The sequence below is a fragment of the Roseivivax jejudonensis genome (genome assembly GCF_900172265.1).
Taxonomy (GTDB): Bacteria; Pseudomonadota; Alphaproteobacteria; order Rhodobacterales; family Rhodobacteraceae; genus Roseivivax; species Roseivivax jejudonensis.
Window position 1 is genome coordinate 381108 of record NZ_FWFK01000005.1, and the last position, 24009, is coordinate 405116.

The window sequence follows — 24009 nt, forward strand, 5'->3', positions numbered from 1 at the left end:
AGGGAGGAGAGGACGTTGACCGCGATCGCGGACCACGAAAACCTGTTCAACGTTAAACGGCATGTCATGCGGGATGTGCATGACGGGCATGTGCCCGGCTGCCTATTCGGTGGGCAGAGTGGCTGGTATCGCAACCGCGACGCACTGAATTGGCGCGAACGCCGCAGGAAATCAGAGATCGGCGCCGCGCCCGGCAAGAATGTTCAGCGCTGAACTAGATGGGCCGGACTGCCCGGCGATGAAGGGAGAGGACTCATGAAGGACACGCCGAACGACATCGATCCGGTCGAGTCCAAGGAGTGGCAGGAGGCTGTCGAGGACGTCATCATGCGCGACGGTCCGGACCGCGCGCATTTTCTGCTCGACAAGGCCGTCCAGCAGGCGCGTGCCGCGGGTGCGATGCTGCCGTTTTCCGCGACCACGCCCTACCAGAACACGATTTCGCCGGATGACGAGGTCGACATGCCCGGCGACAGCGAGATGGAGTGGCGCATCCGCACCATCAATCGCTGGAACGCGATGGCGACGGTCGTCCGCGCGAACAAGTCGACCGACGGGATCGGCGGCCACATCGCGTCGTTCGCCTCGTCGGCGGCGCTCTACGATGTCGGCCTCAACCATTTCTGGCGCACGCGTTCCACGATGCATGGCGGCGACCTTGTGTTCTTTCAGGGCCACGTCATCCCCGGCATCTACGCGCGGTCGTTCATGGAGGGGCGGCTGAGCGAGGAGGATCTCGCCAGCTTCCGCCACGAGGTCGACGGCAAGGGCCTGTCGTCCTATCCGCACCCGTGGCTGATGCCGGACTACTGGCAGTTCCCGACCGTCTCGATGGGCCTCGGTCCGATGATGGCGGTCTATCAGGCGCGGTTCATGAAGTATCTCGAGAACCGCGGACTCATCGACAAGAGCGACCGCAAGGTCTGGGCATTCCTCGGCGACGGCGAGATGGACGAGCCGGAAAGCCTTGGCGCCATTTCCATCGCCGCCCGCGAGGGACTCGACAACCTCATCTTCGTCATCAACTGCAACCTGCAGCGGCTCGACGGCCCGGTGCGCGGAAACTCGAAGATTGTGCAGGAGCTCGAGGGCGCTTTCCGCGGATCCGGCTGGGACGTCATCAAGCTCCTGTGGGGCCGCGGCTGGGACGGCCTCCTGGAGCGGGACACCTCCGGCAAGCTGCGCCAGTTGATGGACGAGACGATCGACGGCGACTACCAGACCTTCAAGTCGAAGGACGGCGCCTATATCCGGGAGCATTTCTTCGGCAAGTATCCCGAGACCGCGGAGTTGGTGAAGGACTGGTCGGACGACGACATCTGGGCCCTGCGCCGCGGCGGCCACGACCCCAAGAAGGTCTACAACGCCTATCTGCGCGCCTCCAAGACGAACGGTCAGCCCACCTGCATCCTCGTCAAGACGGTCAAGGGCTACGGGATGGGCTCGGCCGGCGAAGGCCAGAACATCGCGCACCAGTCGAAGAAGATGCAGGTCGACCAGCTCAAGGCGATGCGCGACCGGTTCCGCATCCCGATCGACGACGGCGATCTGGAAAAGGTGCCGTTCGTCACGCTGAACAACGCGCAGAAGTCCTACCTGACCGAACGGCGCAAGGATCTGGGCGGCGAGTTTCCGAAACGGACCTCCAAGGTCGAGAAGCTGGAGGTGCCGGCGCTCGACAAGTTCAAGAAGGAGCTTCAGTCGTCCGGCGACCGCGAGTTCTCGTCGACGATGGCGTTCGTGCGGATCCTGACCACGCTGCTGCGGGACAAGCAGATCGGCAAGTATGTCGTGCCGATCGTGCCGGACGAAAGCCGCACCTTCGGGATGGAGGGCCTGTTCCGGTCCGTCGGCATCTACAATCCGCTGGGGCAGAACTACACGCCCCAGGACGCCGACCAGATGATGTTCTACAAGGAATCGAAGGACGGCCAGGTCCTGCAGGAGGGCATCAACGAAGCCGGCTCGATGGCCGACTGGATCGCCGCCGCCACCGCGTACTCGACGCACGGCGTGCCGATGATCCCGTTCTACATCTTCTACTCGATGTTCGGCTTCCAGCGGATCGGCGACTTCGCCTGGGCTGCCGGTGACAGCCGCGCGCGCGGTTTCCTTCTTGGCGGGACGGCCGGGCGTACGACGCTGAACGGCGAGGGATTGCAGCACGAGGACGGCCACAGCCACGTCCTCGCGGCGACCATTCCGAACTGCGTGAGCTACGATCCGACCTTCTCCTACGAGGTGGCGGTGATCGTCCAGCACGGCCTGCAGCGCATGTATGTCGATCAGGAAGACGTCTACTTCTACATCACGCTGATGAACGAGAACTATGCCCATCCCGAGATGCCCACGGGCGCCGAGGAGGGGATCATCCGCGGGCTCTACCGGATGAAGAAGACGTCGCGCCCCGGCAAGAAGCACGTGAACCTCATGGGGTCGGGCACGATCCTGTGCCAGGCGATCCAGGCGGCCGAGATGCTCAAGGAGGATTTCGGCGTCACGTCCGACATCTGGTCCGCGACCTCGTTCAACGAACTGGCCCGCGACGGGCAGGACGCGTTGCGCCACAACCGGCTGAACCCCCTGGGCGAGGAGCGCGTGCCCTACGTGACCGACATCATGGCCAACGCGAAGGGTCCGGTCATCGCCGCGACCGATTACATGAAGGCCTTCGCCGAGCAGATCCGGGCCTTCGTGCCCAATCGCTATACCGTGCTCGGCACCGATGGCTTCGGCCGGTCGGACAGCCGCGAAAACCTGCGTCGCTTCTTCGAAGTCGACGCGAACCACATCGCGGCGGCCGCGATGGTGGATCTCCACCGCGAGGGAGCCGTATCCGACAAGGATCTCGAGGCGGCGCTCAAGAAATACGACATCGACGGCGGCAAGCCGAACCCGCGCCTGAGCTGACGGGAACCGAGGGAGAGAGACAGACGATGACCACCGAAGTGAAAGTGCCCGACATCGGCGACTTCAGCGATGTGCCGGTGATCTCCGTGCTCGTCAGCGTGGGCGACACGATCGCCGAGGAAGATCCGCTGATCGAGCTCGAGAGTGACAAGGCCACGATGGAGGTGCCGTCCTCGCATGCCGGCAAGGTGACCGAGATCAAGGTGTCCGAGGGCGACTCCGTGTCCGAAGGCTCCGTCATCCTCGTCGTCGAGGAAGAAGGCGCAGGTGGCGGGTCCGGCGGCGGCGGAGACAGCTCCGGCGCGTCGCAGGACGACGCGAAGGAAGAGCCGAAGGAAGAAAAGAAAGAGGCGCCGAAGGCCGAGGCGGCCCGGACCGAAGAGCCGAAGGCGCCCGCGCGCCCCGCCCAGGCCGTGACCGATGCCGGTTTTTCCAAGGTGCACGCCTCGCCATCGGTGCGCGCGTTCGCGCGACGGGTGGATGTCGACCTCGCCACCGTGAACGGCACGGGCCGCAAGGGCCGTATCCTGCGCGAGGACGTCGAGAAGGCGCTGGCCTCGCGCAGCGCCCCGGCCTCTGCGGGCGGCGCACCGGCTCAGGGCGGTATGGGCATTCCGCCGATCCCGGCGGTCGATTTCTCGAAGTTCGGCCCGGTCGAGGACGTCGAGATGAGCCGGATCAAGAAGCTGTCGGGCCCGGCGCTTCATCGGTCCTGGCTCAACATCCCGCACGTGACGAACAACGAAGAGGCGGACATCACCGACCTCGACAAATACCGCAAGGAACTGGACACGCAGGCGAAGGAAGAAGGCTACCGCGTCACGCTCCTGTCCTTCATCATCAAGGCCTGTGTCTCGGCGCTGAAGAAGCACTGGGAGTTCAACTCGTCGATCCATCCCGACGGCGACAAGCTCATCCGCAAGCATTTCTACCACATCGGCTTCGCGGCGGACACGCCGAACGGACTTGTGGTGCCGGTGCTCAAGGATGCCGACCGCAAGGGGATCGTCGATATCTCGAAAGAGCTGGGCGACCTCTCGAAGGCCGCCCGCGACGGCAAGCTGAAGGGCGACCAGATGCAGGGCGCGACCTTCACGATCTCGTCGCTCGGCGGGATCGGCGGCACAGACTTCACCCCGATCGTGAACGCGCCCGAGGTGGCGATCCTCGGTCTGTCGCGGTCGAAGATGGCGCCGGTCTGGGACGGCGAACAGTTCGTGCCGCGCAACATGCTGCCGCTGTCGTTGAGCTACGACCACCGTGCGATCGACGGTGCGCTGGCCGCACGCTTCAACGCGCATCTCAAATACCTGCTGGCCGATCCGCGCCGGCTGATGCTCTGAGGAGACACTCATGGATGTGAAGGTCCCCGATATCGGCGACTTCAAGGACGTGCCCGTCATCACCGTTCTGGTGAGCGTCGGCGATACCGTCGAGAAGGAAGACCCGCTGATCGAGCTCGAATCCGACAAGGCGACGATGGAAGTGCCGTCGAGCCATGCGGGCAAGATCACAGAGATCAAGGTGAAGGAAGGCGACAGCGTATCCGAGGGCGACGTCATCATCGTTCTCGAAGGCGCCGATGCGGACGAGGGCGCCGAGGACAAGGCGGACGTTCCGGTCGGCCAGGGTGGCGAACAGGGTGGCGGCTACGGCGATCGCGGGTCGGACACCAAGGGCGCGCCGGCCAAGGTCGAGGCCACGGGCGGCGACAGCGGCGAGGGCGACGTCCATGCCGAGATCGTCGTCCTCGGCTCCGGTCCCGGCGGATACTCCGCCGCCTTCCGGGCAGCGGACCTCGGCAAGAAGGTCGTGCTGATCGAGAAGGATTCGACGCTCGGCGGCGTGTGCCTGAACGTCGGCTGCATTCCGTCCAAAGCGTTGCTGCACGTCGCCAAGGTCATCACGGAGGCCGAGGAAATGGGCGCGCACGGGGTCAGCTTCGGCAAGCCGAAGATCGATCTCGACGAGTTGCGCGATTTCAAGGACGGGGTCATCGGCAAGCTCACCGGCGGGCTCGACGGGCTGGCGAAGGGTCGCAAGGTGCAGGTCGTCCGCGGCTTCGGCAAGTTCACCGGGCCCAACATGATCGCGGTGGAGGGTGACGGCGGGAACACCAAGGTCAGCTTCGACCAGTGCATCATCGCGGCCGGGTCCGAGCCGGTGGAGCTGCCGTTCATTCCGCACGACGACGACCGGGTGGTCGACTCGACCGGCGCGCTCGAGCTGATGGACATCCCCAAGCGGATGCTCGTGCTCGGGGGCGGCATCATCGGGCTCGAGATGGCCTGCGTCTACGACGCGCTGGGCTCCAAGGTCACCGTCGTCGAGCTGATGGACCAGATCATTCCGGGGGCCGACAAGGATCTCGTCAAGCCGCTGATGCAGCGCATCAAGGGCAGGTACGAGAACATCCATCTGAAGACCAAGGTCACCGCGATGGACGCCCAGAAGCAGGGCCTGAAAGTCACCTTCGAGGATGACAAGGGCGAGAGCTTCACCGACGTGTTCGACAAGGTGCTCGTGGCCGTCGGGCGCAAGCCGAACGGCAAGCTGATCGACGCCGACAAGGCCGGCGTCGCAGTGGACGAACGCGGCTTCATTGCCGTCGACGAGTTCCAGCGCACGGGCCAGAGCCACATCTTCGCCATCGGCGACGTGGTGGGCCAGCCAATGCTGGCGCACAAGGCGGTGCACGAGGGCAAGGTCGCGGCCGAAGTCGCCTCTGGCGAGAAGCGCGCCTTCGATGCGCGGGTGATCCCGTCTGTCGCCTATACCGACCCCGAGGTGGCATGGTGCGGCCTGACCGAAACGCAGGCCAAGGATCGCGGCATCAAGATCGAGAAGGGCGTCTTTCCGTGGGCGGCGTCCGGCCGGTCTTTGTCGAACGGCCGGTCCGAAGGGATGACGAAGCTGATCTTCGATCCCGAGGACGACCGCGTGATCGGCGCTGCGATCGTCGGCACCAACGCGGGCGACCTGATCTCGGAGGTGGCGCTGGCGATCGAGATGGGTGCGGACGCGGTCGATCTCGGCCACACGATCCACCCGCATCCGACGCTGTCGGAAACGGTGAACTTCGCCGCCGAGATGTTCGAGGGCACGATCACGGATCTGATGCCGCCGAAAAAGAAATCCGCCTGAGCAAACGGTGCATCCGAACACGAAAAAAGGCGGCGCTTCGGCGCCGCCTCGGCTTTCAGGGTCGGTGATGTTGCGGACGCCGGCGGCTCAGGCCGCGGTCGGCGTCCCCATCGAAGTGACGAGAACCGTGACCCGCATCATGCCAAGATGATCGGTATCGAGGATCTCGGACGGCTTCTGCCAACCCAGCACGGGATTCGGCGTGTGCAGAAATTCACGCGCACGATCGCTCCCGATCTTGGCTTCGAGCAGTTCGACCAGTTTGCGGCGGCTCTCAACGCTATTCGAGTGCATCTCTGCCTCCCTTTGATTCTGCCCCTGCTCCCCGACGTAAAGTTGTACGCGGCACAATTGTGGCTTGTCACGCTGCAGAGCAGCGAAAACACGGCATTCAGCGGGCCATTGCCTGATAAAATTTGATGAAATTCATGTGGATAACCGCGCAACGCTTTGAATCCAAAGAGCGTCACCCGTCGCCGCGGCACACGCTAGGCGCGATTAATTAAGGCCGCTTTAGATATTAACGAAGTTGCGATTTATATGCCGAGGAATGGCTGCGCGAGTCGCGGGAGCCAGCCCTTGAATCGCAATGGCGCATCGGTCACCGCGAGGCAGACGCAATCCTCACCGATATCGGCGACCGGCATGTGGTCGTCTGCCGCCGTGGCGATCTCGACGTCGCCGCGCGCGAAGGTCGCCGTCTCGTCCGAGAACGCGCCCTGCAACACCAGCGTTAACTCTGTGCCGCGGTGCCCGTGATCCGGCATCGCCGTGCCGGCGGGAATGCACAGAAGCCGGGCCGTCGCGCTGCCGGTCGTCGGCAGTAGGGCCTGCTTGACCCCCATTCCGACCGATCGCCAGACGACGTCGTCGAGCGATCCACCGGCATACCGCGCCAGCGGGTCCGGCAGCACTGAATCGGCGCGGATCGGACGCGGCGCCGGCGTCTCCGGCGCCTCTCCGCGGATGCGGGCGAGCGTCGCCTCGAGACAGTCGCCCGAGAGCTGCGCGCCGTCCGTCGCATCGAGGACTGCGCCGCCCACGGCGTCGTAGCTTTCGGCCGCGGCGCGACAGGTGTCGCACATCGACAGATGCGTCGCGACGGCGAGGTCGAACGCCTCGGGGAGGGTGCCGGCGGCGTAGGCCATCAGCAGGTCGTCTGTGAGGTGGTGTTCGATCATCTCTGCTCTTCTCATGCCATCGCGTGGCGCAGCCTCTCCAGCGCCAGGCGGATGCGCGACTTGATCGTGCCGAGCGGAAGGCCTGTCTCTTCAGCGATCTCGCTGTGGGAAAGCTCGCCGAAATAGGCTCGTTCGATCAGGTGACGCTGTTTTTCAGGAAGGGTGGAGAGCGCCTCGCCGAGGCGCGCGCTGTCTTGTTGCCGCCCGACGATATCGACGGGCTCCGCTGGCGTGTCCGGTCCCCATGGCAGATCCTCTGGCTCCGGGCGGGCGGACTTGCGGATCAGATCGATCCTGCGATTGCGCGCGATGGTGAAGATCCAGGTCGACACGCTCGCCCGCGAGGGATCGAATAGATGCGCCTTGCGCCAGACCGTCGACATCGCGTCCTGCACGACTTCCTCGGCGGTGGCGGCGTCGCACCCCTGTCTCATGAGGAACGCCTTGATGCGCGGTGCGAAGTGCTCGAACAGCGCGACGAAGGCGGCTTCGGAGCGGTTGTCGCGTATTTCGAGTACGCGGTCGGTCCAGTAGGCGGGTTGCGGCGGCGCATTGCCCTCCGCGTCGAGACGCGATTGTGGTTCGCTTACCGGTCGCATGTGCTGTTGTGCCGCACCGGACAATCCGGTCGGTTCGGGCTCGAAAAACTCGACGGCTCGTGCATCACGCAACATATCCGGCATACGTAGGGGCCCCGGAACTGGATCACCTCACTTTATCTGAACGAAAGTCATCCGGGGCCACGTGGGTTCCGTAAGATCGTTCGCAACCGTCGACGGAGACCCGACCTCATGCCCTTCGAACGCCTCTCCGCCGCGCCCCGCCGGATCGCCGTCATAGGCGCCGGAATCTCCGGGCTCGGCGCGGCGCATTACCTGTCCGACGATCACCATGTCACGTTGTTCGAGGCAGAGGATCGCCTGGGCGGACATGCCAGGACAAGGATCGCCGGCAAGCGCGGCGACCAGCCTGTCGATACCGGCTTCATTGTCTTCAATTACGCCAATTATCCGCTTCTGGCGCGGCTGTTCGGGCAGCTCGACGTGCCGGTGGCCAAGTCGAACATGAGCTTCGGTGCCAGTCTGCGCGGGGGGCAGCTCGAATACGGGCTGGCGGGCATGCGCGCAATCTTCGCGCAGCCGCGCAATGCGCTGCGCCCGGCCTATCTTCGGATGCTGCGGGACATCCTGCGGTTCAACGCGACGGCGGTAAAGGCGACCTCGGCCGACCCGTCCCAGCGTCTCGGCGATTTCCTCGACCAGATGGGCACCGGGCCATGGTTTCGCGACTACTACCTGTCGCCGCTGTCCGGCGCGATCTGGTCGACCCCGACGGAGAAGATCCTCGATTTTCCGGCGCAGGCGCTGGTGCGGTTCTTCGAGAACCATGCGTTGCTCGGCTATTCGGGACAGCACCAGTGGTTCACCGTCGATGGCGGATCGGTCGAGTACGTGCGGCGTCTCGAGGCCGCTCTGCGCGGGCAGGGCGTCGAGATCCGGACCTCCGCGCCAGTTGCCGGCGTGCGCCGAGACGAGAAGGGGGCTGAGGTCCGCTGCCCCGGCGGCGACTGGGAGCGGTTCGACGACGTGATCTTCGCGACACATTCGGACGACAGCCTTGCCATGCTGGCCGACCCCAGCCCGACCGAGCGCCGCATTCTCGGAGCGATCGCTTACCAGCCCAACCGCATGGTTCTGCACTCGGATACGCGAATGATGCCGCGACGACGCGTGTGCTGGTCCTCGTGGAACTATACCGAGGATACCGTTCGGGCAATGAACACGATCGACCTGACGTACTGGATGAACTCGCTTCAGCCGATCCCGGAGGACGACCCCCTGTTCGTGACGCTGAACTCGACGCGCGAAATCCGCGACGAGCTAATCCACGACGAGACCGTCCTGCGTCACCCGGTCTACGACCTCGGCGCGCTGGAGGCGCAGGACGCGATGCGGGCTCACAATGGCACGGGCAACACCTGGTTTTGCGGCGCGTGGATGCGCAATGGCTTCCACGAGGACGGACTTCAGAGCGCGTGGGAGGTCGCCGGGGCGATCAAGGCGCGCGCCGGTCTGGTCGCGGCGGAGTGACGGCGGTCGAGCATATCGCCGGTCACACCTGGCACGGGCGCAAGGGAGCTGTACGCAACGCGTTCCGCTATTCGATCGACTACGTGCTTCTCGATGCGGAATCGCCGGCGCGCGCGTCAAGGCCGGCGCTCTTCAGCCGCAACGGCGCAAACGTCGCCAGCCTGCGGGACCGCGATCACGGCGGACCGCCGGGTGCGGGCCGCGGCCCGAAATGGGCGCGCGCCGTGCTCGAGGCGCACCAGGTTCGCGCGCCGGGCGCTCTGCGCCTGATGGCGCAACCGCGGCTTCTGGGCCATGTGTTCAATCCCGTCAGCTTCTGGCTCGCGCATGACGACGCGGACCGCCTCGTCGCGGTGATCGCCGAGGTGTCCAACACATTCGGCGAACGGCACTCGTATCTGTGCCGACGCCCGGATGGCGCGCCAATCGGCCGCGAGGATGTTCTCGAGGCGGAAAAGATCTTCTACGTCTCGCCGTTCCAGCCGGTGTCGGGCGGCTACCGGTTCCGCTTCGATATCCGGCCCGATCACGTCGGCATCTGGATCGACTACAACCACACCGGCGGCGGGCTGGTCGCGACGCTGACCGGCACACGGCGCCCGCTGACGTCGGGGCGGATTCTCGCGTCGCTGCTGCGGCGCCCGCTCGGGTCGCGCCGGGTGCTGGCGCTCATCCACTGGCAGGCGCTCAAGCTCTGGTGGAAAGGCGCGCGCTACCGCACGCGCCCGTCGCCGCCCCATCAGGACGTGTCGTGACACGCAGCCCGCGCCTGTCGGGCTACGCCGCCTTTGCTGCCGTTCTCTCTGCGGCCGGCCTGCCGATCTATATCCATGCGCCGCAGGTTTACGCCGCCGAATACGGCGTCAGCCTCGGCGCGATGGGCGGCGTCCTTTTCGCGCTCCGGCTCTTCGATCTCGTGCAGGATCCCGCGCTCGGCTGGCTCGCCTCGGCCGTGCGTCGCTACCAGGGCGTGTCGGTCATCATCGGCGGCACGGTCATGGGCCTCGGCATGCTCGGCCTGTTCGCGGTGGCACCGCCGATCGCGCCGATCTGGTGGTTCGCGCTGACGCTGAGCCTGGTGTTCTCGGCCTTCAGCTTCCTCACCATCGCCTTCTACGCCCGTGGGATCGCGACGGCAGGCGCGTTGTCGGGCGAAGGACACCTGCACCTGGCGCGGTGGCGCGAGACCGGCGCGCTTCTCGGCGTGTGCACGGCGTCCGTCCTGCCGACGGTGCTCGGCGCGGCCGGCCTGCCGGACTACGCAGGCTTCGCGGTGATCTTCGCCGTCGCGGTCGTCGCGGCGGTCTGGCTGATGCGCCGCGAATGGGGGCGCGAGGCGCGCATCGCGTCGCAGGGCTTCGGCCCTGTCCTGCGGGACAGCGTGGCGCTGCGTCTTCTGGTCGTGGCGCTCGCCAATGCCGCGCCGGTGGCCGTGTCGTCCACGCTGTTCCTGTTCTTCGTCGAGAGCCGTCTGGACGCGCCGGGGTGGGAAGGGCCGCTCCTGCTGCTGTTCTTCCTCGCGGCCGCCGGCGCCGCGCCGGTCTGGGGCCGGATCGCCGAGGCGCGGGGCGCCAAACGGACGCTGCTGGCGGCGATGGGTCTCGCGATCGTGTCCTTCGGGTTCGCGCTGACGCTCCGCGCGGGCGACGTCGCCGCCTTCGCGGCGATCTGCATTGCAAGCGGCGCGGCGGTGGGCGCCGACCTGACCTTGCTTCCGGCGATGTTCGCACGCCGCATGGCGCGCGTCGCGCCAGAAGGATCCGAGGGTTTCGCGCTGTGGTCCTTCGCGCAGAAAGTGACGCTGGCCTTCGCCGCCATCGCACTACTTCCGTTGCTGGAAAGCGTTGGCTTTCAGACAGGAACCGACAACTCGGCGCGCGCACTATGGACACTCAGCCTGCTCTACGCTGCCGTGCCGTGCGTCCTGAAGCTCGTCGCGATGGCCGTGCTCGTCGCAACGCCGATCGAGGAGACCTGACATGGCGGTGTTGATCGGGGTTGTTTCGGGTGTCCTCCTCATTCTGGCCTTCGTCCTGCTGCGCGATCGGATGGCGTCCTTCGCCGCGCAGACGCCGGCGGACTACGCCGACGCCGAACCGTCCTTCGATCTGCGCCGGCATCTCGAGGGACCCATCCTGTGCGAAGGCGTGATTTACGGGCCGCTCGGTCGGGTCGCCTCGCGGTTCGTCGGCGATTTCGACGTGCGCTGGGACGGCGATACCGGCGTGATGGAGGAGCGTTTCACCTACGACAGCGGCGAGGTGCAGACCCGCGCATGGCACTTGCGGCTGCACGCGGACGGCCGGATCGACGCCGAGGCCGCCGATGTCATCGGAACGGGCCGCGGGTGGCAGGCCGGCCCGACGGTGTCGCTGCGCTACCGGATCCGGCTGGACGAGGATGCCGGCGGCCACGTCCTCGACGCGATCGACTGGATGTACCTTGCCCCGAACGGTGTCATCGTGAACCGATCGCAGTTTCGGAAGTTCGGCATAAAGGTCGCGGAACTCGTCGCGACCATGCGCCGAAAGGAGGCCGTGTGACCGACTGGTCCGGAAAACGATATTGGCTCATCGGAGCGAGCGACGGGCTTGGAGCTGCGCTGGCCCGCAAGATGAGCGCCGCCGGGATCGAGCTGGTGCTGTCGGCGCGATCCGAGGACAAGCTCAAGGAACTGGCCGAAGACCTGCCCGGCGCTGCCGAGGTCGTCACCGTGGACGTTAGCGACGCCGAGTCCGTGCGTGCCGCCACGGAGGCCGCGGGCGAGATCGACGGCGTGGTGTTCCTCGCCGGGGTCTACTGGCCATTCGGCGCGGACGCGTGGGACGCCGAAAAGGCGAACATGATGGCCGACGTCAACTTCACCGGTGCGATGCGCTGCATGGGCGAGATCGTGCCCCGCTTCGTGGCGCGCGACCGGGGGCACATCGTGCTGACCGGATCTCTCACCGGGTATCGCGGGCTGCCGGGATCTGTAGCCTACACCGCGTCGAAGGCCGGGGTCATGGCAATGGCCGAATGCATGCACTGCGATCTGCGCCAGACCGGCGTCCAGGTGCAGTTGGTGTCGCCGGGGTTCATCCGCACCCGACTGACCGACAAGAACGATTTCAAGATGCCGCAGATCATGGAGCCGGAGAAGGCGGCCGGGATCGTGTTCGATCACATGGCCTCGTCCAAGTTCCAGCGGGCGTTTCCGCGACCGTTCTCGTGGGTTCTGCGGGGAGGGCAGTTTTTGCCCGAAAGCCTGTACTACCGGCTGTTCGGCTAAGCGCCGCAAGTGGTCAGCGCAGGGCCCGCCCCTTGACGATCGCGTCGGGACCGAACCGGTCGCGGATCCGGTCCGTCGCACGCTCTGCCTCGTGGCGCAGGATCGCCTGCGGATCGAGGAGGTCGGGCATCCGGTCCGCCGCTTCGGCGCTGCAGATGTCGGACAGGCCGACGCCCAAAAGCCGATAGGCCTGCCCGCGCGGGACGGCGTCGAACAGATGGCGTGCCTCCCGGTAGAGCCTGTCGGCGATCTGCGTGGGTTCGCGCAGGGCATGGCGCCGCGAGATCAGGGTGAAGTCCGCCCGCTTGAGCTTCAGCACCACGACGCGCCCGGCGAGGCCCTTGGCCTTGGCGCGGTCGGCCACCTTTTCGGCCATGCGCCAGAGATGCCCGTCGAGGAGGTCGCGGTCGGCCGTGTCCTCGTGAAATGTCGTCTCGTTCGAGATCGACTTCATCGGAGCGTTCGCGGAGACGCGGCGGTGATCCTCGCCGCGCGCGAGGTGCCACAGCCGCGTGCCCATGGATCCGAAGCGCGCGGTCAATTCGCGCTCGTCCCAGCGCATGAGGTCGTCGAAGGTGCGGATCCCCGCGCGCTCCAGACTGTCCTGCGCCGCGGCGCCGACGCCCCAGATCAGGCGGACCGGCTTGTCGCGCAGGAACTCGCGGGTCTCGGCCGCGCCGATCACGGAGAACCCGTGCGGCTTGTCGAGGTCCGAGGCGATCTTGGCGAGGAACTTGTTGTGCGACAGACCGACCGACCCGGTGATGCCGAGTTCGGTCCGCATCCGCCGCACGAGGCGCGCCAGCATGATCGCTGGCGGTGCGCCGTGCAGCCGCTCCGTTCCCGTCAGATCGAGGAATGCCTCGTCGAGCGACAGCGGCTCCACCGCCGGGGTCATGTCTTCCATCATCGCGCGAATCTGGCGGCTGATGTCGGCATAGAGCTGCATCCGCGGCTTGATGATCACCGCGTCAGGGCAGAGGTCGAGCGCCTTGAACATCGGCATCGCCGACCGCACGCCGCGAATGCGGGCGACGTAGCAGGCCGTGGACACGACGCCGCGCCGGCCGCCGCCGATGATCACCGGCTTGTCGGCAAGCTCCGGGTTGTCGCGTTTCTCCACGGAGGCGTAGAACGCGTCACAGTCCATGTGCGCGATCGACAGCGACCGCAGTTCGTCATGGGCCACGACGCGCGGAGACCGGCATGCGGGGCAACGGCGCCCGGCATCGAACTCGGTGAGGCAGTCGCGGCAGAGGGCAGGCATCGCGGGACCTTTCGGTGGTGGCCGCAAGATAGGCGCAGGAGGCGCGCAGCACCATGGCGGAGCCCGCAGAACCGTTCGTCGGCGCGAAGCTCCTGCTGTTTGTCGGCGACAGCGTCGTCGTGATCCGACGCGACGAGCGCCCCGATATCCCGTGGCCCGGGCGCCTCGATTTTCCCGGAGGCGGGCGAGAGGGGTTTGAGGACCCGGAGGAGTGCGTCTTGCGCGAGACCGAAGAAGAGATCGGGCTGAGGCTCACGCGGTCCGATCTGCATGTCGTCGGCACGCGCCGATCGGATGCCGGTGTGAGCTGGTTCTTTGCCGCGCGGCTGCCGGCGGACGCGCAGAATGCGATCCGGCTCGGCTCGGAAGGCACGGAGTGGATGCGGCTCGATCCACACGACTTCGCACGACGCACAGACGCCGTGCCACACTTCCGCCATATTATGTCGGAGTATCTGGAGACGATCGGGGGAAAAAAGATGCCGGGACCGGCAGACGGGCCGGTCCCGGCGGTAAGGGTCTTCGGGACAGGGAAAGACCCTCAGGGAACAAGATGATAACGTCGCCTCAGGCGGCGCGGTTCCCGAACAGCTGACCGAAAAAGCGCTGGATCGGGGCGACCACGCCGGCGGGCGCAGTTTCGTCCTCTTCGGGCGCGACGTAGGACCGGATGGTGCCCGGCTGGTCGAGCGAGCGGATGGCCTCGCGGCGCAGTCCGGCGATCGCGGCCCACTCCGATGTGGAGACCGGCGCTTCGTAACTAGAAGCGACGCGAACCGGCCCGCGGTCTGTGGGCACGGTTACAAGCGCCTCGAACGCGCTCTCTGCCGGATTGTAACGGACGGCGCCGACGTCATTGTCGGCGTGGATTTGGATGGCCTGTTGCATGCTGCACCTCGACACTCGCTCCTTGTTTACGAAGCACAAACGTGTCGGGGCGCGCCGCGTTCCCGGCGTCGGCGCGGATCCGCCGGTCAGGGCAGCGTCGCGAGAAGATCGCTTGCAGCCCGAACGGGGTCCGCGGCCTCGGTGATCGAGCGGCCGACGACCACGTGATCGGCGCCGCCGCGCAGGGCCTCCGCGGCATGCTCGCCGGCGTCGAGGCCGTTCGCGATGACCAGCTTTCCGTTTGCGGCCGGACGCTGCCGGACCGTCGCGACGGAAATCGCGGGCACGATGATCCCGTGCGCACCGGCGGCAAACGCGTCATCCGCCATCGTCGCCACGCGCGCGGCGTTGGAATGATCGCGGTGCGCCGCAAGGATGCGCGTCGCCGTGCCAGACACGGCTGACGTTCCGGCGCGCAGAACCTCCACGTCGTTGTCGACGGTCAGGTAATCGATCTCGAACTGCGCGAGCCCGTGGACGGCATCCGCGACCTCTTCGGCGATACCGCCGAGGCGCAGGTCCAGAAGAATGCTCTTACCGTGCTGCTGCTTGAGTTCGTTGGCCAAGGCGAGCGCACCGCCCGTCAGCATGCCGAGGCCGATGCGGTAGAACCCGATGCTGTCGCCGAGTCGTTCGGAAATGGTCAAACCGGTGAGGGCTTCGCGGACATCGAGCGCGACGATGAGCTGCGGACGTGCGATCGGCTCTCTCCCATGTCCTGTTGGGCCTTGGCGGGTCGTAGACCCGCGTTAGGTGGAATGCTCGATCGCGGGAACGGAGTCCGTTCCCGCATCGTTGATCGTAGATATTTCCAACAGGGCGGAGATTGCAATGGCCGACGAAGAGAGCACCACGGGCACCACGAAGGGCGGTCCGCCGTCGGGCGAACCCAAGGGAAAACCGGCGGCCAAACCGTCGAGCGTGGCACCGATCACGCTCGGTGCCGCAGTCGTCGTCGCCCTTGCCATCGCCATCACGTTGAACCTGACGAACGGCGGCGAAGCCGAGACCCAGACCGCGGAGTCGACGGAAAGCTCCTCCGAAGGCATGGAAGGCGGGGATACCGCATCGGCCAATGCCTCCGGCGAAGAGACCGGGACCGAAGCCGAGGCTTCGGAAACGGCCGACGCCGAGGCCCAGGCTTCCGAAGGCTCGGGCACCGAGACCGCCAGTGAGGGCGAGGACGCGGCTGCGACCGAGGGCGAAGGCACCGACACGGCGTCGGCGTCCGAAGGGTCCGCAACTGCGACGTCGGGCGGCGAGAGCGAAACCGCATCCAGCGAAAGCGCGGACTCGTCGAGCGGTGAGGACACCGCGTCGGCCGACGCCGGATCGGAATCCGGCGATGCGGCGGCCGGGGCGCAGAGTGCCGATGCATCGGGCTCCGAGGAAGGCTCCGCAGCCGAAACCGAGCAGGCGTCGGCCGAGGGCGATGCATCTGCCACCGAAACCGAGCAGGCGGCATCGTCCAGCGACGGCGAAAGCCAGAGCGGCGAAGGCGAAATGCAGATGGCGCAGGCGTCGGGCAGCTCCGGCAGCGGCCAGGGCACCTCGGGTGAGTCCGGATCCACCGCGACGCCGACGGCCGAAAGCGGAAGCTCCAGCGAGAGCCAGAGTGGTTCGTCCGACGACGCATCTCCGGAGAGTGGTACCGACGCCGCTGCGTCCGAACAGGGTGGCGACGCCGAAGCGTCCGGCGGCTCGTCCGACCAGTCCGGCGAAGCCGCATCCGAAAGCGGATCGGCCGAGCAGAGCGGTGATGCCGCGGCATCGGCCGGGTCGTCCAGCGAGGGCGACAGCGCATCCGGCGAAAGCGGATCGTCCGATCAGAGTGGCGACTCGGCTTCGGGTGAAAGTGGTTCGTCGGAGAACGGCAGCGACGCTTCGGCGGAAAGCGGAGCCTCCGAAGAGAGCGGTGATGCCGCAGCTTCTTCGGGCAGCGGGTCGCAGTCGAGCGGCAGCGAAGGTGGCGATGCGGCCAGCGAAAGCGGGTCGTCGAGCGACACTGCAGCAGCTTCGGGTGCTGCGGCCGGTGCGGGTGCAGCCGCACAGAGCGGATCGTCAGACCAAAGCAGCAGCGGCGACAGCCAGCAGAGCGGTGACAGCCAGCAGAGCGGTGACAGCCAGCAGAGCGGTGACAGCCAGCAGAGCGGTGACAGCCAGCAGAGCGGTGATGCGCAGGCGAGCGGCGGGTCCTCCGACCAGAGCGGTTCGTCCGAGAGCCAGAGCGCATCGTCCGAGAGCGGGTCGTCCGGCGACGGCGAGAGCCAGTCCAGCGAGAGCGCGTCCGACAGCAGCTCGGGTTCCGGCGAGCAGTCCGGCGCAATGTCCGCCGAGGACATGCAGGCGCTGAGCGAAGCGGCGACTCAGGCAATGGAAGCTGCGCGCTCGGCAGCCGAAGCCGCCTCTGCCGCGGAAACGCGCGCCGACGAAGCCGCACAGGCCGCGGCCGCCGCGTTCGAGCGTCTTCGCGAGGCGAGCGAGGCGATTGCGAACCAGTAACCCGAGCGGACACGACCGCTTCGGAAGGGCGCCCCCCGCGCGGGGCGCCCTTTTTCATGCTGTGACAATCTTGCATCGCCCCGCGCGTTCCCCATCTCTTGAGTGAGGCCCCGGCGAGGGTGCGCCGCGAAGCGGGCACCCCGAGACAGGGGCGCTTTTGAGAAGGAGAGACAGCCATGAACTTGGAAAAGTTCACGGAACGCGCGCGCGGGTTCATTCAGGCGGCGCAGACGATCGCGATGCGCGAGAACCATCAGAAGCTCGCGCCAGAGCACATCCTCAAGGCGCTGCTCGACGATACGGAGGGCTTGGCCTCCAACCTCATCACGCGGGCTGGCGGTGCGCCGGAGCGTGTGCGCCAGGCGCTCGATCTGAAAATCGCGAAGATCCCCAAAGTTTCCGGTGACGCGGGACAGGTCTATCTCGACAGCTCCACCGGCCGCGTGCTCGACGAAGCCGAGAAGATCGCGCAGAAGGCGGGCGACAGCTTCGTGCCGGTCGAGCGCATGCTGACCGCGCTCGCCGTGGTGAAGAGCCCGGCGAAGGAAGCCCTGGAGGCCGGTGCCGTGTCGGCGCAGGGGCTCAACGCGGCGATCAATGACATCCGAAAGGGCCGCACGGCCGATAGCGCCAACGCCGAGGAAGGCTACGACGCCCTGAAGAAGTATGCGATGGACCTGACCGAGCGTGCGGAGCAGGGCAAGATCGACCCGATCATCGGCCGTGACGACGAGATCCGCCGCGCCATGCAGGTGCTGAGCCGCCGGACCAAGAACAACCCCGTGCTGATCGGTGAACCCGGCGTCGGCAAGACGGCGATCGCCGAGGGCCTCGCGCTGCGCATCGTCAACGGCGACGTGCCGGAATCCCTGCGAAACAAACGCCTGCTGGCGCTCGACATGGGGGCGCTGATCGCGGGCGCGAAGTATCGCGGCGAGTTCGAAGAGCGGCTCAAGGCCATCCTGAAGGAGATCGAGGCCGCTGCGGGCGAGATCATCCTGTTCATCGACGAGATGCACACGCTCGTGGGGGCGGGCAAGGCCGACGGCGCGATGGATGCCTCGAACCTGCTCAAGCCGGCGCTGGCGCGCGGCGAACTGCACTGCGTCGGAGCGACGACGCTGGACGAGTACCGCAAGCACGTCGAGAAGGACGCGGCGCTCGCACGGCGATTCCAGCCGGTGATGGTGCAGGAGCCGACGGAGGAGGACACCGTGTCCATCCTGCGCGGCATCAAGGAAAAGTACGAATTGCACCATGGCGTGCGGATTTCGGACAGTGCGCTGGTCGCCGCCGCGCATCTGTCCAACCGCTACATCACCGACCGCTTCCTGCCGGACAAGGCGATCGACCTCGTCGACGAGGCCGCCAGCCGCCTGCGGATGGAGGTGGACTCCAAGCCCGAGGAACTGGACGCGCTGGACCGGCAGATCCTGCAGATGCAGATCGAGCAGGAGGCGCTGCGCAAGGAGGACGATGCCGCGTCGAAGGACCGGCTCGAGAAGCTCGAGCGCGAACTGGCGGAACTGCAGGAGCGGGCGTCCGAGATGACCGCGAAATGGCAGGCCGAGCGCGACAAGCTCGCGTCCGCGCGCGAACTCAAGGAGCAGCTGGACAAGGCACGCGCGGACCTGGAGATCGCCAAGCGCAACGGCGACCTCGCGAAGGCGGGCGAGCTGAGCTACGGCATCATCCCGGGACTCGAGAAGCAGCTGGGCGAGGCCGAGCAGGCCGAGGCCGAAGGCGAGATGATGGTCGAGGAGGCCGTGCGCCCCGAGCAGATCGCCCAGGTCGTCGAGCGCTGGACCGGGATCCCGACGTCCAAGATGCTCGAGGGCGAGCGCGAGAAGCTCCTGCGCATGGAGGACGGGCTGCACAAGCGCGTCATCGGGCAGGACCAGGCCGTGAAGGCGGTGGCCAACGCCGTGCGCCGGGCGCGTGCGGGTCTGAACGACGAGAACCGCCCGCTGGGGTCGTTCCTGTTTCTCGGGCCCACCGGCGTGGGCAAGACCGAGCTGACGAAGGCCGTGGCGGAATTTCTCTTCGACGACGACCAGGCGATGGTGCGCATCGACATGTCGGAGTTCATGGAGAAGCACGCGGTCGCGCGCCTGATCGGTGCGCCCCCGGGCTATGTCGGCTATGACGAAGGCGGCGTCCTGACCGAGGCGGTGCGGCGCCGGCCCTACCAGGTCGTGCTGTTCGACGAGGTCGAGAAAGCCCATCCGGACGTGTTCAACGTGCTCCTGCAGGTGCTCGACGACGGGGTGCTGACCGACGGACAGGGCCGCACGGTCGATTTCAAGCAGACGCTGATCGTGCTCACCTCCAACCTCGGCAGCCAGGCGCTCAGCCAGCTTCCCGATGGTGCGGACAGCGGCGCGGCCAAGCGCGACGTGATGGACGCGGTGCAGGCCCATTTCCGGCCGGAGTTCCTCAACCGGCTCGATGAGACGATCATCTTCGACCGCCTCAAGCGCGAGGACATGGCCGGCATCGTCGATATCCAGGTGGCGCGCCTTCTCAAGCGTCTGGCCCAGCGGAAGATCTCGCTGGAACTCGACGAGGGCGCGAAGTCCTGGCTCGCCGACGAGGGCTACGACCCGGTCTTCGGAGCGCGCCCGCTCAAGCGGGTGATCCAGCGCGCGCTGCAGGATCCGTTGGCCGAGATGATCCTGTCCGGCGACGTGGCGGATGGCGCGACGATCCCGGTGCATGCCGGATCCGACGGGCTGGTGATCGGCGATCGTGTGGCAGCCTCGAGCCGTCCGCGGCCCGACGACGCCGTGGTTCACTGATCGCGGCTCATGGCCTGATCGACACGAAAGGGGCGACCTATTCCGGTCGCCCCTTTTCGTCCGCGGTCGATTGTACCGTGGCCGGTGCTGTCAGGCCGGCTCCGGCGGCTGCAGAACGGACGCGATCTTGTGGACGTAGCCGTTTGGTACCTCCAGCCCCGGCTGAAGCATCTTGGCCGATCCGATGAGAAGCGTTTCGCCCTCCTCGATCCGAAGGCTGGTGCCGGCCAGCGTCTCGAACGTCGTGCCCGGGTTCAGGCTGTCTGGATCGAGCCGCTGCGGCACGACGTGATGGGACAACAGCCGGCGCAGGCGCTCGGCATTCTCTTCGGCCACGAGGTCGTTCAGCGTGGCCTCCCCGAGTTCTTCGAAGGCCGAGTTGACCGGTGCGAACACGGTGAACGGCCCCGGCTCCTGCAGCGTATCGACGATATCGGCCGCCACTAGGAGCGACGCCAGCATGTCGAGGTCGCGATCGGACGACACGACGCCAGCCACGGTTTCGGAGGTCGGATCCTCCATCTGGGCCCAGAGCCGCGCCGGCAGCAGCGGCAGAAGGGCGGCGGACAGCGATCCGACGATAAGCGTTCTTCGATTCATGGCGATGGTCTCCTTGAATGTCAGAAGGGCGGGGCGCCTCATGCGGGGCGCAGCACGCGGTTGATCTGGTGGATCACGCCGTTCGTCGCGCTGAGGCCGGCTTCGCCTACGAAGGCGGTGCCGACGCGCAGGCTGCCGCCCGTGCCGTCCACGGGAAGCATCGGTCCGGCGAGCGTCGGCAGACTGCGGCGCCGGCCGATCAGTTCGAACGCGCCGAACTCGCCGGGGACGATATGGTAGGACAGGATCCGCCGCAGCGTCGGGCGGAGCGCCGGTGTCATCAAGCGGGCCAGCTCGCGCTGACCGACGTGGTCGAACGCCGCGAGGTTCGGAGCGAAGACGGTGTAGGGGCCCGATTGCGACAGCAGCCCACCGAGGTCAGCGGCGATCAAAGCGTCGCACAATGTCAGGAACTGCGCATTGGCGCCGAGCCGGGCGTTGAGGTCGAGCCCGTAGGTCCAGCTGAGCGCCGGCGTGGCACCGAACGCGGCTGCGGCGGAAGCGGACAGGAATGTGCGGCGGTCCATGCGACGCCCTCCAGAATGCGTGTCATTCAGAAAACTAGAGCGTCGTGCCGGCGAAGGTAGCCCCGCGCCGGAGTGGGCGATGCGCCGCCGGGCCGGCAGCGCATCACCTCTGTCATCGTGCAGATCAGGGCATCAGCACGGTGTCGATAACGTGGATCACGCCGTTCGAGGCCTCGATGTCGGCCTGCGTTACGGTCGCATCGCCAACCATCACGGTGTCGCCGTCGATCGACACGGTGACCGAGGATCCCTCGACCGTTTCGGCTTCCATGCCATCGGACAGGTCGGCCGACATGACGGCGCCCGGCACGACGTGATAGGTCAGGATCGAGGTCAGCTGATCCTGGTTCTCCTCCATCAGAAGCTCGTCGACCGTGCCGTCCGGCAGGGCTTCGAACGCCTCGTCGGTCGGCGCAAAGACGGTGTAGGGGCCTTCGCCGGTCAGTGTCTCGACGAGACCTGCGGATTCGGCTGCGGCCAACAGGGTCGAGAAGTTGCCCGCGTCCTGCGCGGTCTCGACGATGTTCATCTCGCCGTCCTGCGCGCTGGCAAAGCCGGTCATCGCGGTCAGGGCTGTGGCGGCGGTCAGGGCGAGCGTGGTTCTGCGGAACATTTGGAACTCCTCCGGTTTCGCATGTGCGATGCCGATTGCGACATCTGCCGGGGCTACGACTCTCGGGCGGCGGCAGTTCATCATCAAATCCATGCGCGTTCGCCTTTACGTTGCGCTGCCGCGCGCTAAGCCGCGCCGATTTGCGAGGGCAAGAACATCTTCGTGACCCCGCCCCGGGTCGGTGTGATCGCCTGACTGGTCGGCCGCTTTGTTGCAGCCCGCCAACCGGAACGTGACAGCGCCGTGCTTGGGTCGCCGCGGCGGCGCGGCTACCTTCCCCGACGGGAACATAGGAGATGCGAGATGGCCCGACGCTGGACACCCGACCTGACGCGGAACGACGTGACACCGGAGAACGTCTACCTCAGCCGCCGCAGCCTGATCGGCGGCATCGCCGCCGGCGCCGGGCTCGGCCTCGCGGGCGCGCCCGCGCGCGCGCAGAATGATGCCGCCGCTCTCGAGCCCAACAGCTGGGAGGACATCACCTCCTACAACAACTACTACGAGTTCGGCACGGACAAGCGCGACCCCGCGCGCCACGCCGGACAGCTGACGACCGCGCCCTGGAGCGTTCGGATCGACGGCCTGGTCGACCGCCCCGGAGAGTACGCGTTCGAGGATATCATGGCCGGCATGGATCTCGAGGAGCGCATCTACCGGTTCCGCTGTGTCGAGGCGTGGTCGATGGTCGTGCCCTGGACCGGGTTCGAACTCGCCGATCTGCTCGACATGGCCGGCGTGCAGGATGGCGCAACTCACGTCGCCTTCGAGACGGTGCTGCGCCCCGACGAGATGCCGGGCGTGTCCCGCCCGGTTCTGGAATGGCCCTATGTCGAGGGGCTGCGGCTCGACGAGGCGGTGCATCCCCTGACGATCATGGCCACAGGCATCTACGGCCGCGACATCCCAAACCAGAACGGTGCGCCGCTGCGGCTGGTTGTGCCGTGGAAGTACGGCTTCAAGTCGATCAAGTCGATCGTGCGGATCACCCTGACCGACAGCGAACCGCCGACGTCGTGGAACAAGGCCAATCCGCGGGAATACGGTTTCTACTCGAACGTGAACCCGAACGTCGACCACCCGCGCTGGAGCCAGGCCACGGAGCGCGAGATCGGTGGCGGCCTGTTCAGTCCGCGCAAGCCGACCCTCATGTTCAACGGGTACGAGGACGAGGTGGCCGATCTCTACGCGGGCATGGACCTGGCGGAGAACTTCTGATGCTGGCCGACCGGATCAATGCCGCCGCGCGGCGCCTGCCGGTCTGGCCGCTCTACCTGCTCGGCGCGCTGCCGCCGCTGTGGTGGCTGTGGCTCGGCCTGACCGGGGGGCTCGGCGTCGAGCCGATCGAGGTGCTGGAGCACCGGCTGGGCGAGGCGGCGCTTCAGATCCTGATCGCCGGCCTCGTCGTGTCGCCGTTGCGGCGGCACCTCGGCGTGAACCTGATCCGGTTTCGACGGGCGCTCGGCATTCTCGCCTTCTCCTATGTCTTTCTTCACCTCCTGGTCTGGCTCGTCCTCGACGTGCAGATCCCGGCACAGATCTGGGCCGACATCGTGAAGCGTCCCTACATCACGGTCGGCATGGCGGGCTTCATCCTTCTCTTGCCGTTGGTGGTGACATCGAACGACCGCGCGGTGCGTCGGCTCGGCGCGGGGTGGCGCAAGCTGCACCGGCTGACCTACCCCGCGGTGTTCCTCGGGGCGCTGCACTACGTGATGCTGGCCAAGGGCTTCCAGTTCGAGCCGCTGCTGTATCTCGCGGCCGTCGTGGCGCTACTTCTGATCCGGCTGCCACGGCGCCGGGGGGCCGTCACGGCCTGACTGGCCCTCGTGGCGCGACTCGTCGCGGCTGATGCGGGGCCGCGAGTCGCGATTTTCCGGTCCGGATTCGGCAGATTCCCGACCGGACCGAAGGCTTGGTCCCGATCTCTGTGGACAAGTCTGTGGGCAGCTCGAGGCGTTGGCGCAGGGCTGCTGCAGGGCCGGATACATCATTGCGTTCGACGTCGGGTCAGACGCAATATATAGCCCTCAAACCCATGAATTTGCTCGATTTCGGGCTGAAACGAAAAAAATCGCGCCGACGCTGAAATTTCCGCTTGCAGGGTTTGGGGGTGATCCGTAAATAGCCCCTCACCGGCGGCGCTGAGGCGCGGTTGGGGCGCCAGACGGGGCGGACGGGCTGAGGCGGCGATGCTGCTGGCGTTTGGATCGCAGAC

24 protein-coding genes are annotated in these 24009 nt (G+C 66.7%); 14 read left to right on the top strand and 10 right to left on the bottom strand.

Going from position 1 to position 24009, the window contains the following annotated elements; translation table 11 throughout:
- Positions 1-15: 15 nt before the first annotated feature.
- The 4 genes from ROJ8625_RS15430 to lpdA are packed head-to-tail and all read left to right on the top strand — an operon-like array spanning position 16 to position 6054.
- Positions 16-213, top strand: coding sequence for a hypothetical protein (locus tag ROJ8625_RS15430; protein ID WP_085792781.1), 198 nt, complete (start codon positions 16-18; stop codon positions 211-213).
- A 42-nt stretch (positions 214-255) separates the two neighbouring features.
- Positions 256-2910 (top strand): pyruvate dehydrogenase (acetyl-transferring), homodimeric type, encoded by a 2655-nt coding sequence (gene aceE, locus ROJ8625_RS15435; protein ID WP_085792782.1) that lies wholly within the window; start codon positions 256-258, stop codon positions 2908-2910.
- Positions 2911-2936: 26 nt separating this feature from the next.
- On the top strand, positions 2937-4253 hold the full coding sequence (gene aceF / locus ROJ8625_RS15440) for a dihydrolipoyllysine-residue acetyltransferase (RefSeq protein ID WP_234984282.1): 1317 nt from the start codon (positions 2937-2939) through the stop codon (positions 4251-4253).
- Between the two features lie 10 nt (positions 4254-4263).
- A complete protein-coding gene (gene lpdA / locus ROJ8625_RS15445; protein ID WP_085792783.1) occupies positions 4264-6054 on the top strand; it encodes a dihydrolipoyl dehydrogenase in 1791 nt (596 codons plus the stop codon).
- Positions 6055-6141: 87 nt separating this feature from the next.
- On the opposite strand, the gene ROJ8625_RS15450 is transcribed toward lpdA, so the two are convergent.
- The 3 genes from ROJ8625_RS15450 to ROJ8625_RS15460 form a co-directional block, all read right to left on the bottom strand.
- Complete coding sequence (locus tag ROJ8625_RS15450; protein ID WP_085792784.1) at positions 6142-6348, bottom strand: MbcA/ParS/Xre antitoxin family protein; 207 nt, start codon at positions 6346-6348, stop codon at positions 6142-6144.
- 242 nt (positions 6349-6590) lie between these two features.
- Complete coding sequence (locus tag ROJ8625_RS15455) at positions 6591-7235, bottom strand: ChrR family anti-sigma-E factor (protein WP_234984283.1); 645 nt, start codon at positions 7233-7235, stop codon at positions 6591-6593.
- A gap of 11 nt (positions 7236-7246) precedes the next feature.
- Complete coding sequence (locus ROJ8625_RS15460; protein ID WP_234984284.1) at positions 7247-7918, bottom strand: sigma-70 family RNA polymerase sigma factor; 672 nt, start codon at positions 7916-7918, stop codon at positions 7247-7249.
- A 108-nt stretch (positions 7919-8026) separates the two neighbouring features.
- On the opposite strand from ROJ8625_RS15460, the gene ROJ8625_RS15465 reads away from it, so the two are divergent.
- From ROJ8625_RS15465 to ROJ8625_RS15485, 5 genes are read left to right on the top strand one after another with little or no spacing between them, the layout of a single operon-like run.
- Entirely contained in the window at positions 8027-9325 is a 1299-nt protein-coding gene (locus ROJ8625_RS15465) for an NAD(P)/FAD-dependent oxidoreductase (protein WP_085792787.1), read from the top strand.
- Positions 9322-10080 carry a DUF1365 domain-containing protein gene (locus ROJ8625_RS15470; protein WP_085792788.1) on the top strand — a complete coding sequence of 253 codons (759 nt, stop codon included), beginning with the start codon at positions 9322-9324 and terminating at the stop codon, positions 10078-10080. The genes ROJ8625_RS15465 and ROJ8625_RS15470 overlap by 4 nt, the downstream gene beginning before the upstream one ends.
- Positions 10077-11303 carry an MFS transporter gene (locus ROJ8625_RS15475; RefSeq protein WP_085792789.1) on the top strand — a complete coding sequence of 409 codons (1227 nt, stop codon included), beginning with the start codon at positions 10077-10079 and terminating at the stop codon, positions 11301-11303. The genes ROJ8625_RS15470 and ROJ8625_RS15475 overlap by 4 nt, the downstream gene beginning before the upstream one ends.
- 1 nt (position 11304) lies before the next feature.
- Positions 11305-11868: a DUF3833 family protein gene (locus ROJ8625_RS15480; protein ID WP_085792790.1), complete on the top strand. Its 564-nt coding sequence runs from the start codon at positions 11305-11307 to the stop codon at positions 11866-11868.
- On the top strand, positions 11865-12596 hold the full coding sequence (locus tag ROJ8625_RS15485; RefSeq protein ID WP_085792791.1) for an SDR family NAD(P)-dependent oxidoreductase: 732 nt from the start codon (positions 11865-11867) through the stop codon (positions 12594-12596). Before ROJ8625_RS15480 ends, ROJ8625_RS15485 begins: the two co-directional genes overlap by 4 nt.
- 13 nt (positions 12597-12609) lie before the next feature.
- Here ROJ8625_RS15485 and ROJ8625_RS15490 read toward each other — a convergent pair whose 3' ends face one another.
- Positions 12610-13863, bottom strand: a complete 1254-nt coding sequence (locus tag ROJ8625_RS15490; protein ID WP_085792792.1) for a DNA polymerase IV — start codon at positions 13861-13863, stop codon at positions 12610-12612.
- A 53-nt stretch (positions 13864-13916) separates the two neighbouring features.
- Here ROJ8625_RS15490 and ROJ8625_RS15495 point away from each other — a divergent pair, with 53 nt between their 5' ends.
- Positions 13917-14420 (top strand): NUDIX domain-containing protein, encoded by a 504-nt coding sequence (locus ROJ8625_RS15495; RefSeq protein WP_085792793.1) that lies wholly within the window; start codon positions 13917-13919, stop codon positions 14418-14420.
- A 10-nt stretch (positions 14421-14430) separates the two neighbouring features.
- Here ROJ8625_RS15495 and ROJ8625_RS15500 read toward each other — a convergent pair whose 3' ends face one another.
- Together ROJ8625_RS15500 and ROJ8625_RS15505 are read right to left on the bottom strand one after the other, a co-directional pair.
- Positions 14431-14751: a hypothetical protein gene (locus ROJ8625_RS15500; protein ID WP_085792794.1), complete on the bottom strand. Its 321-nt coding sequence runs from the start codon at positions 14749-14751 to the stop codon at positions 14431-14433.
- Positions 14752-14837: 86 nt separating this feature from the next.
- A complete protein-coding gene (locus tag ROJ8625_RS15505) occupies positions 14838-15452 on the bottom strand; it encodes an orotidine 5'-phosphate decarboxylase / HUMPS family protein (protein WP_085792795.1) in 615 nt (204 codons plus the stop codon).
- Between the two features lie 130 nt (positions 15453-15582).
- On the opposite strand from ROJ8625_RS15505, the gene ROJ8625_RS15510 reads away from it, so the two are divergent.
- Both ROJ8625_RS15510 and clpB read left to right on the top strand, forming a co-directional pair.
- A complete protein-coding gene (locus ROJ8625_RS15510; RefSeq protein ID WP_085792796.1) occupies positions 15583-17253 on the top strand; it encodes a putative sodium/potassium/calcium exchanger in 1671 nt (556 codons plus the stop codon).
- Positions 17254-17429: 176 nt separating this feature from the next.
- Complete coding sequence (gene clpB / locus ROJ8625_RS15515) at positions 17430-20051, top strand: ATP-dependent chaperone ClpB (protein WP_085792797.1); 2622 nt, start codon at positions 17430-17432, stop codon at positions 20049-20051.
- Between the two features lie 90 nt (positions 20052-20141).
- On the opposite strand, the gene ROJ8625_RS15520 is transcribed toward clpB, so the two are convergent.
- From ROJ8625_RS15520 to ROJ8625_RS15530, 3 genes are all read right to left on the bottom strand, one after another.
- Positions 20142-20651 (bottom strand): fasciclin domain-containing protein, encoded by a 510-nt coding sequence (locus tag ROJ8625_RS15520; RefSeq protein WP_159456781.1) that lies wholly within the window; start codon positions 20649-20651, stop codon positions 20142-20144.
- Between the two features lie 38 nt (positions 20652-20689).
- Positions 20690-21178, bottom strand: a complete 489-nt coding sequence (locus ROJ8625_RS15525) for a fasciclin domain-containing protein (protein WP_085792799.1) — start codon at positions 21176-21178, stop codon at positions 20690-20692.
- Positions 21179-21302: 124 nt separating this feature from the next.
- Positions 21303-21791, bottom strand: coding sequence for a fasciclin domain-containing protein (locus ROJ8625_RS15530; protein WP_085792800.1), 489 nt, complete (start codon positions 21789-21791; stop codon positions 21303-21305).
- A gap of 303 nt (positions 21792-22094) precedes the next feature.
- Here ROJ8625_RS15530 and msrP point away from each other — a divergent pair, with 303 nt between their 5' ends.
- Together msrP and msrQ are read left to right on the top strand one after the other, a co-directional pair.
- Positions 22095-23009 (top strand): protein-methionine-sulfoxide reductase catalytic subunit MsrP, encoded by a 915-nt coding sequence (msrP, locus tag ROJ8625_RS15535; RefSeq protein WP_085792801.1) that lies wholly within the window; start codon positions 22095-22097, stop codon positions 23007-23009.
- Complete coding sequence (gene msrQ / locus ROJ8625_RS15540; RefSeq protein WP_085792802.1) at positions 23009-23611, top strand: protein-methionine-sulfoxide reductase heme-binding subunit MsrQ; 603 nt, start codon at positions 23009-23011, stop codon at positions 23609-23611. Before msrP ends, msrQ begins: the two co-directional genes overlap by 1 nt.
- A gap of 170 nt (positions 23612-23781) precedes the next feature.
- Here the strand turns inward: msrQ and ROJ8625_RS21390 are convergent.
- The coding region (locus ROJ8625_RS21390) for a hypothetical protein (protein ID WP_234984286.1) at positions 23782-24009 on the bottom strand (228 nt) is incomplete at its 5' end.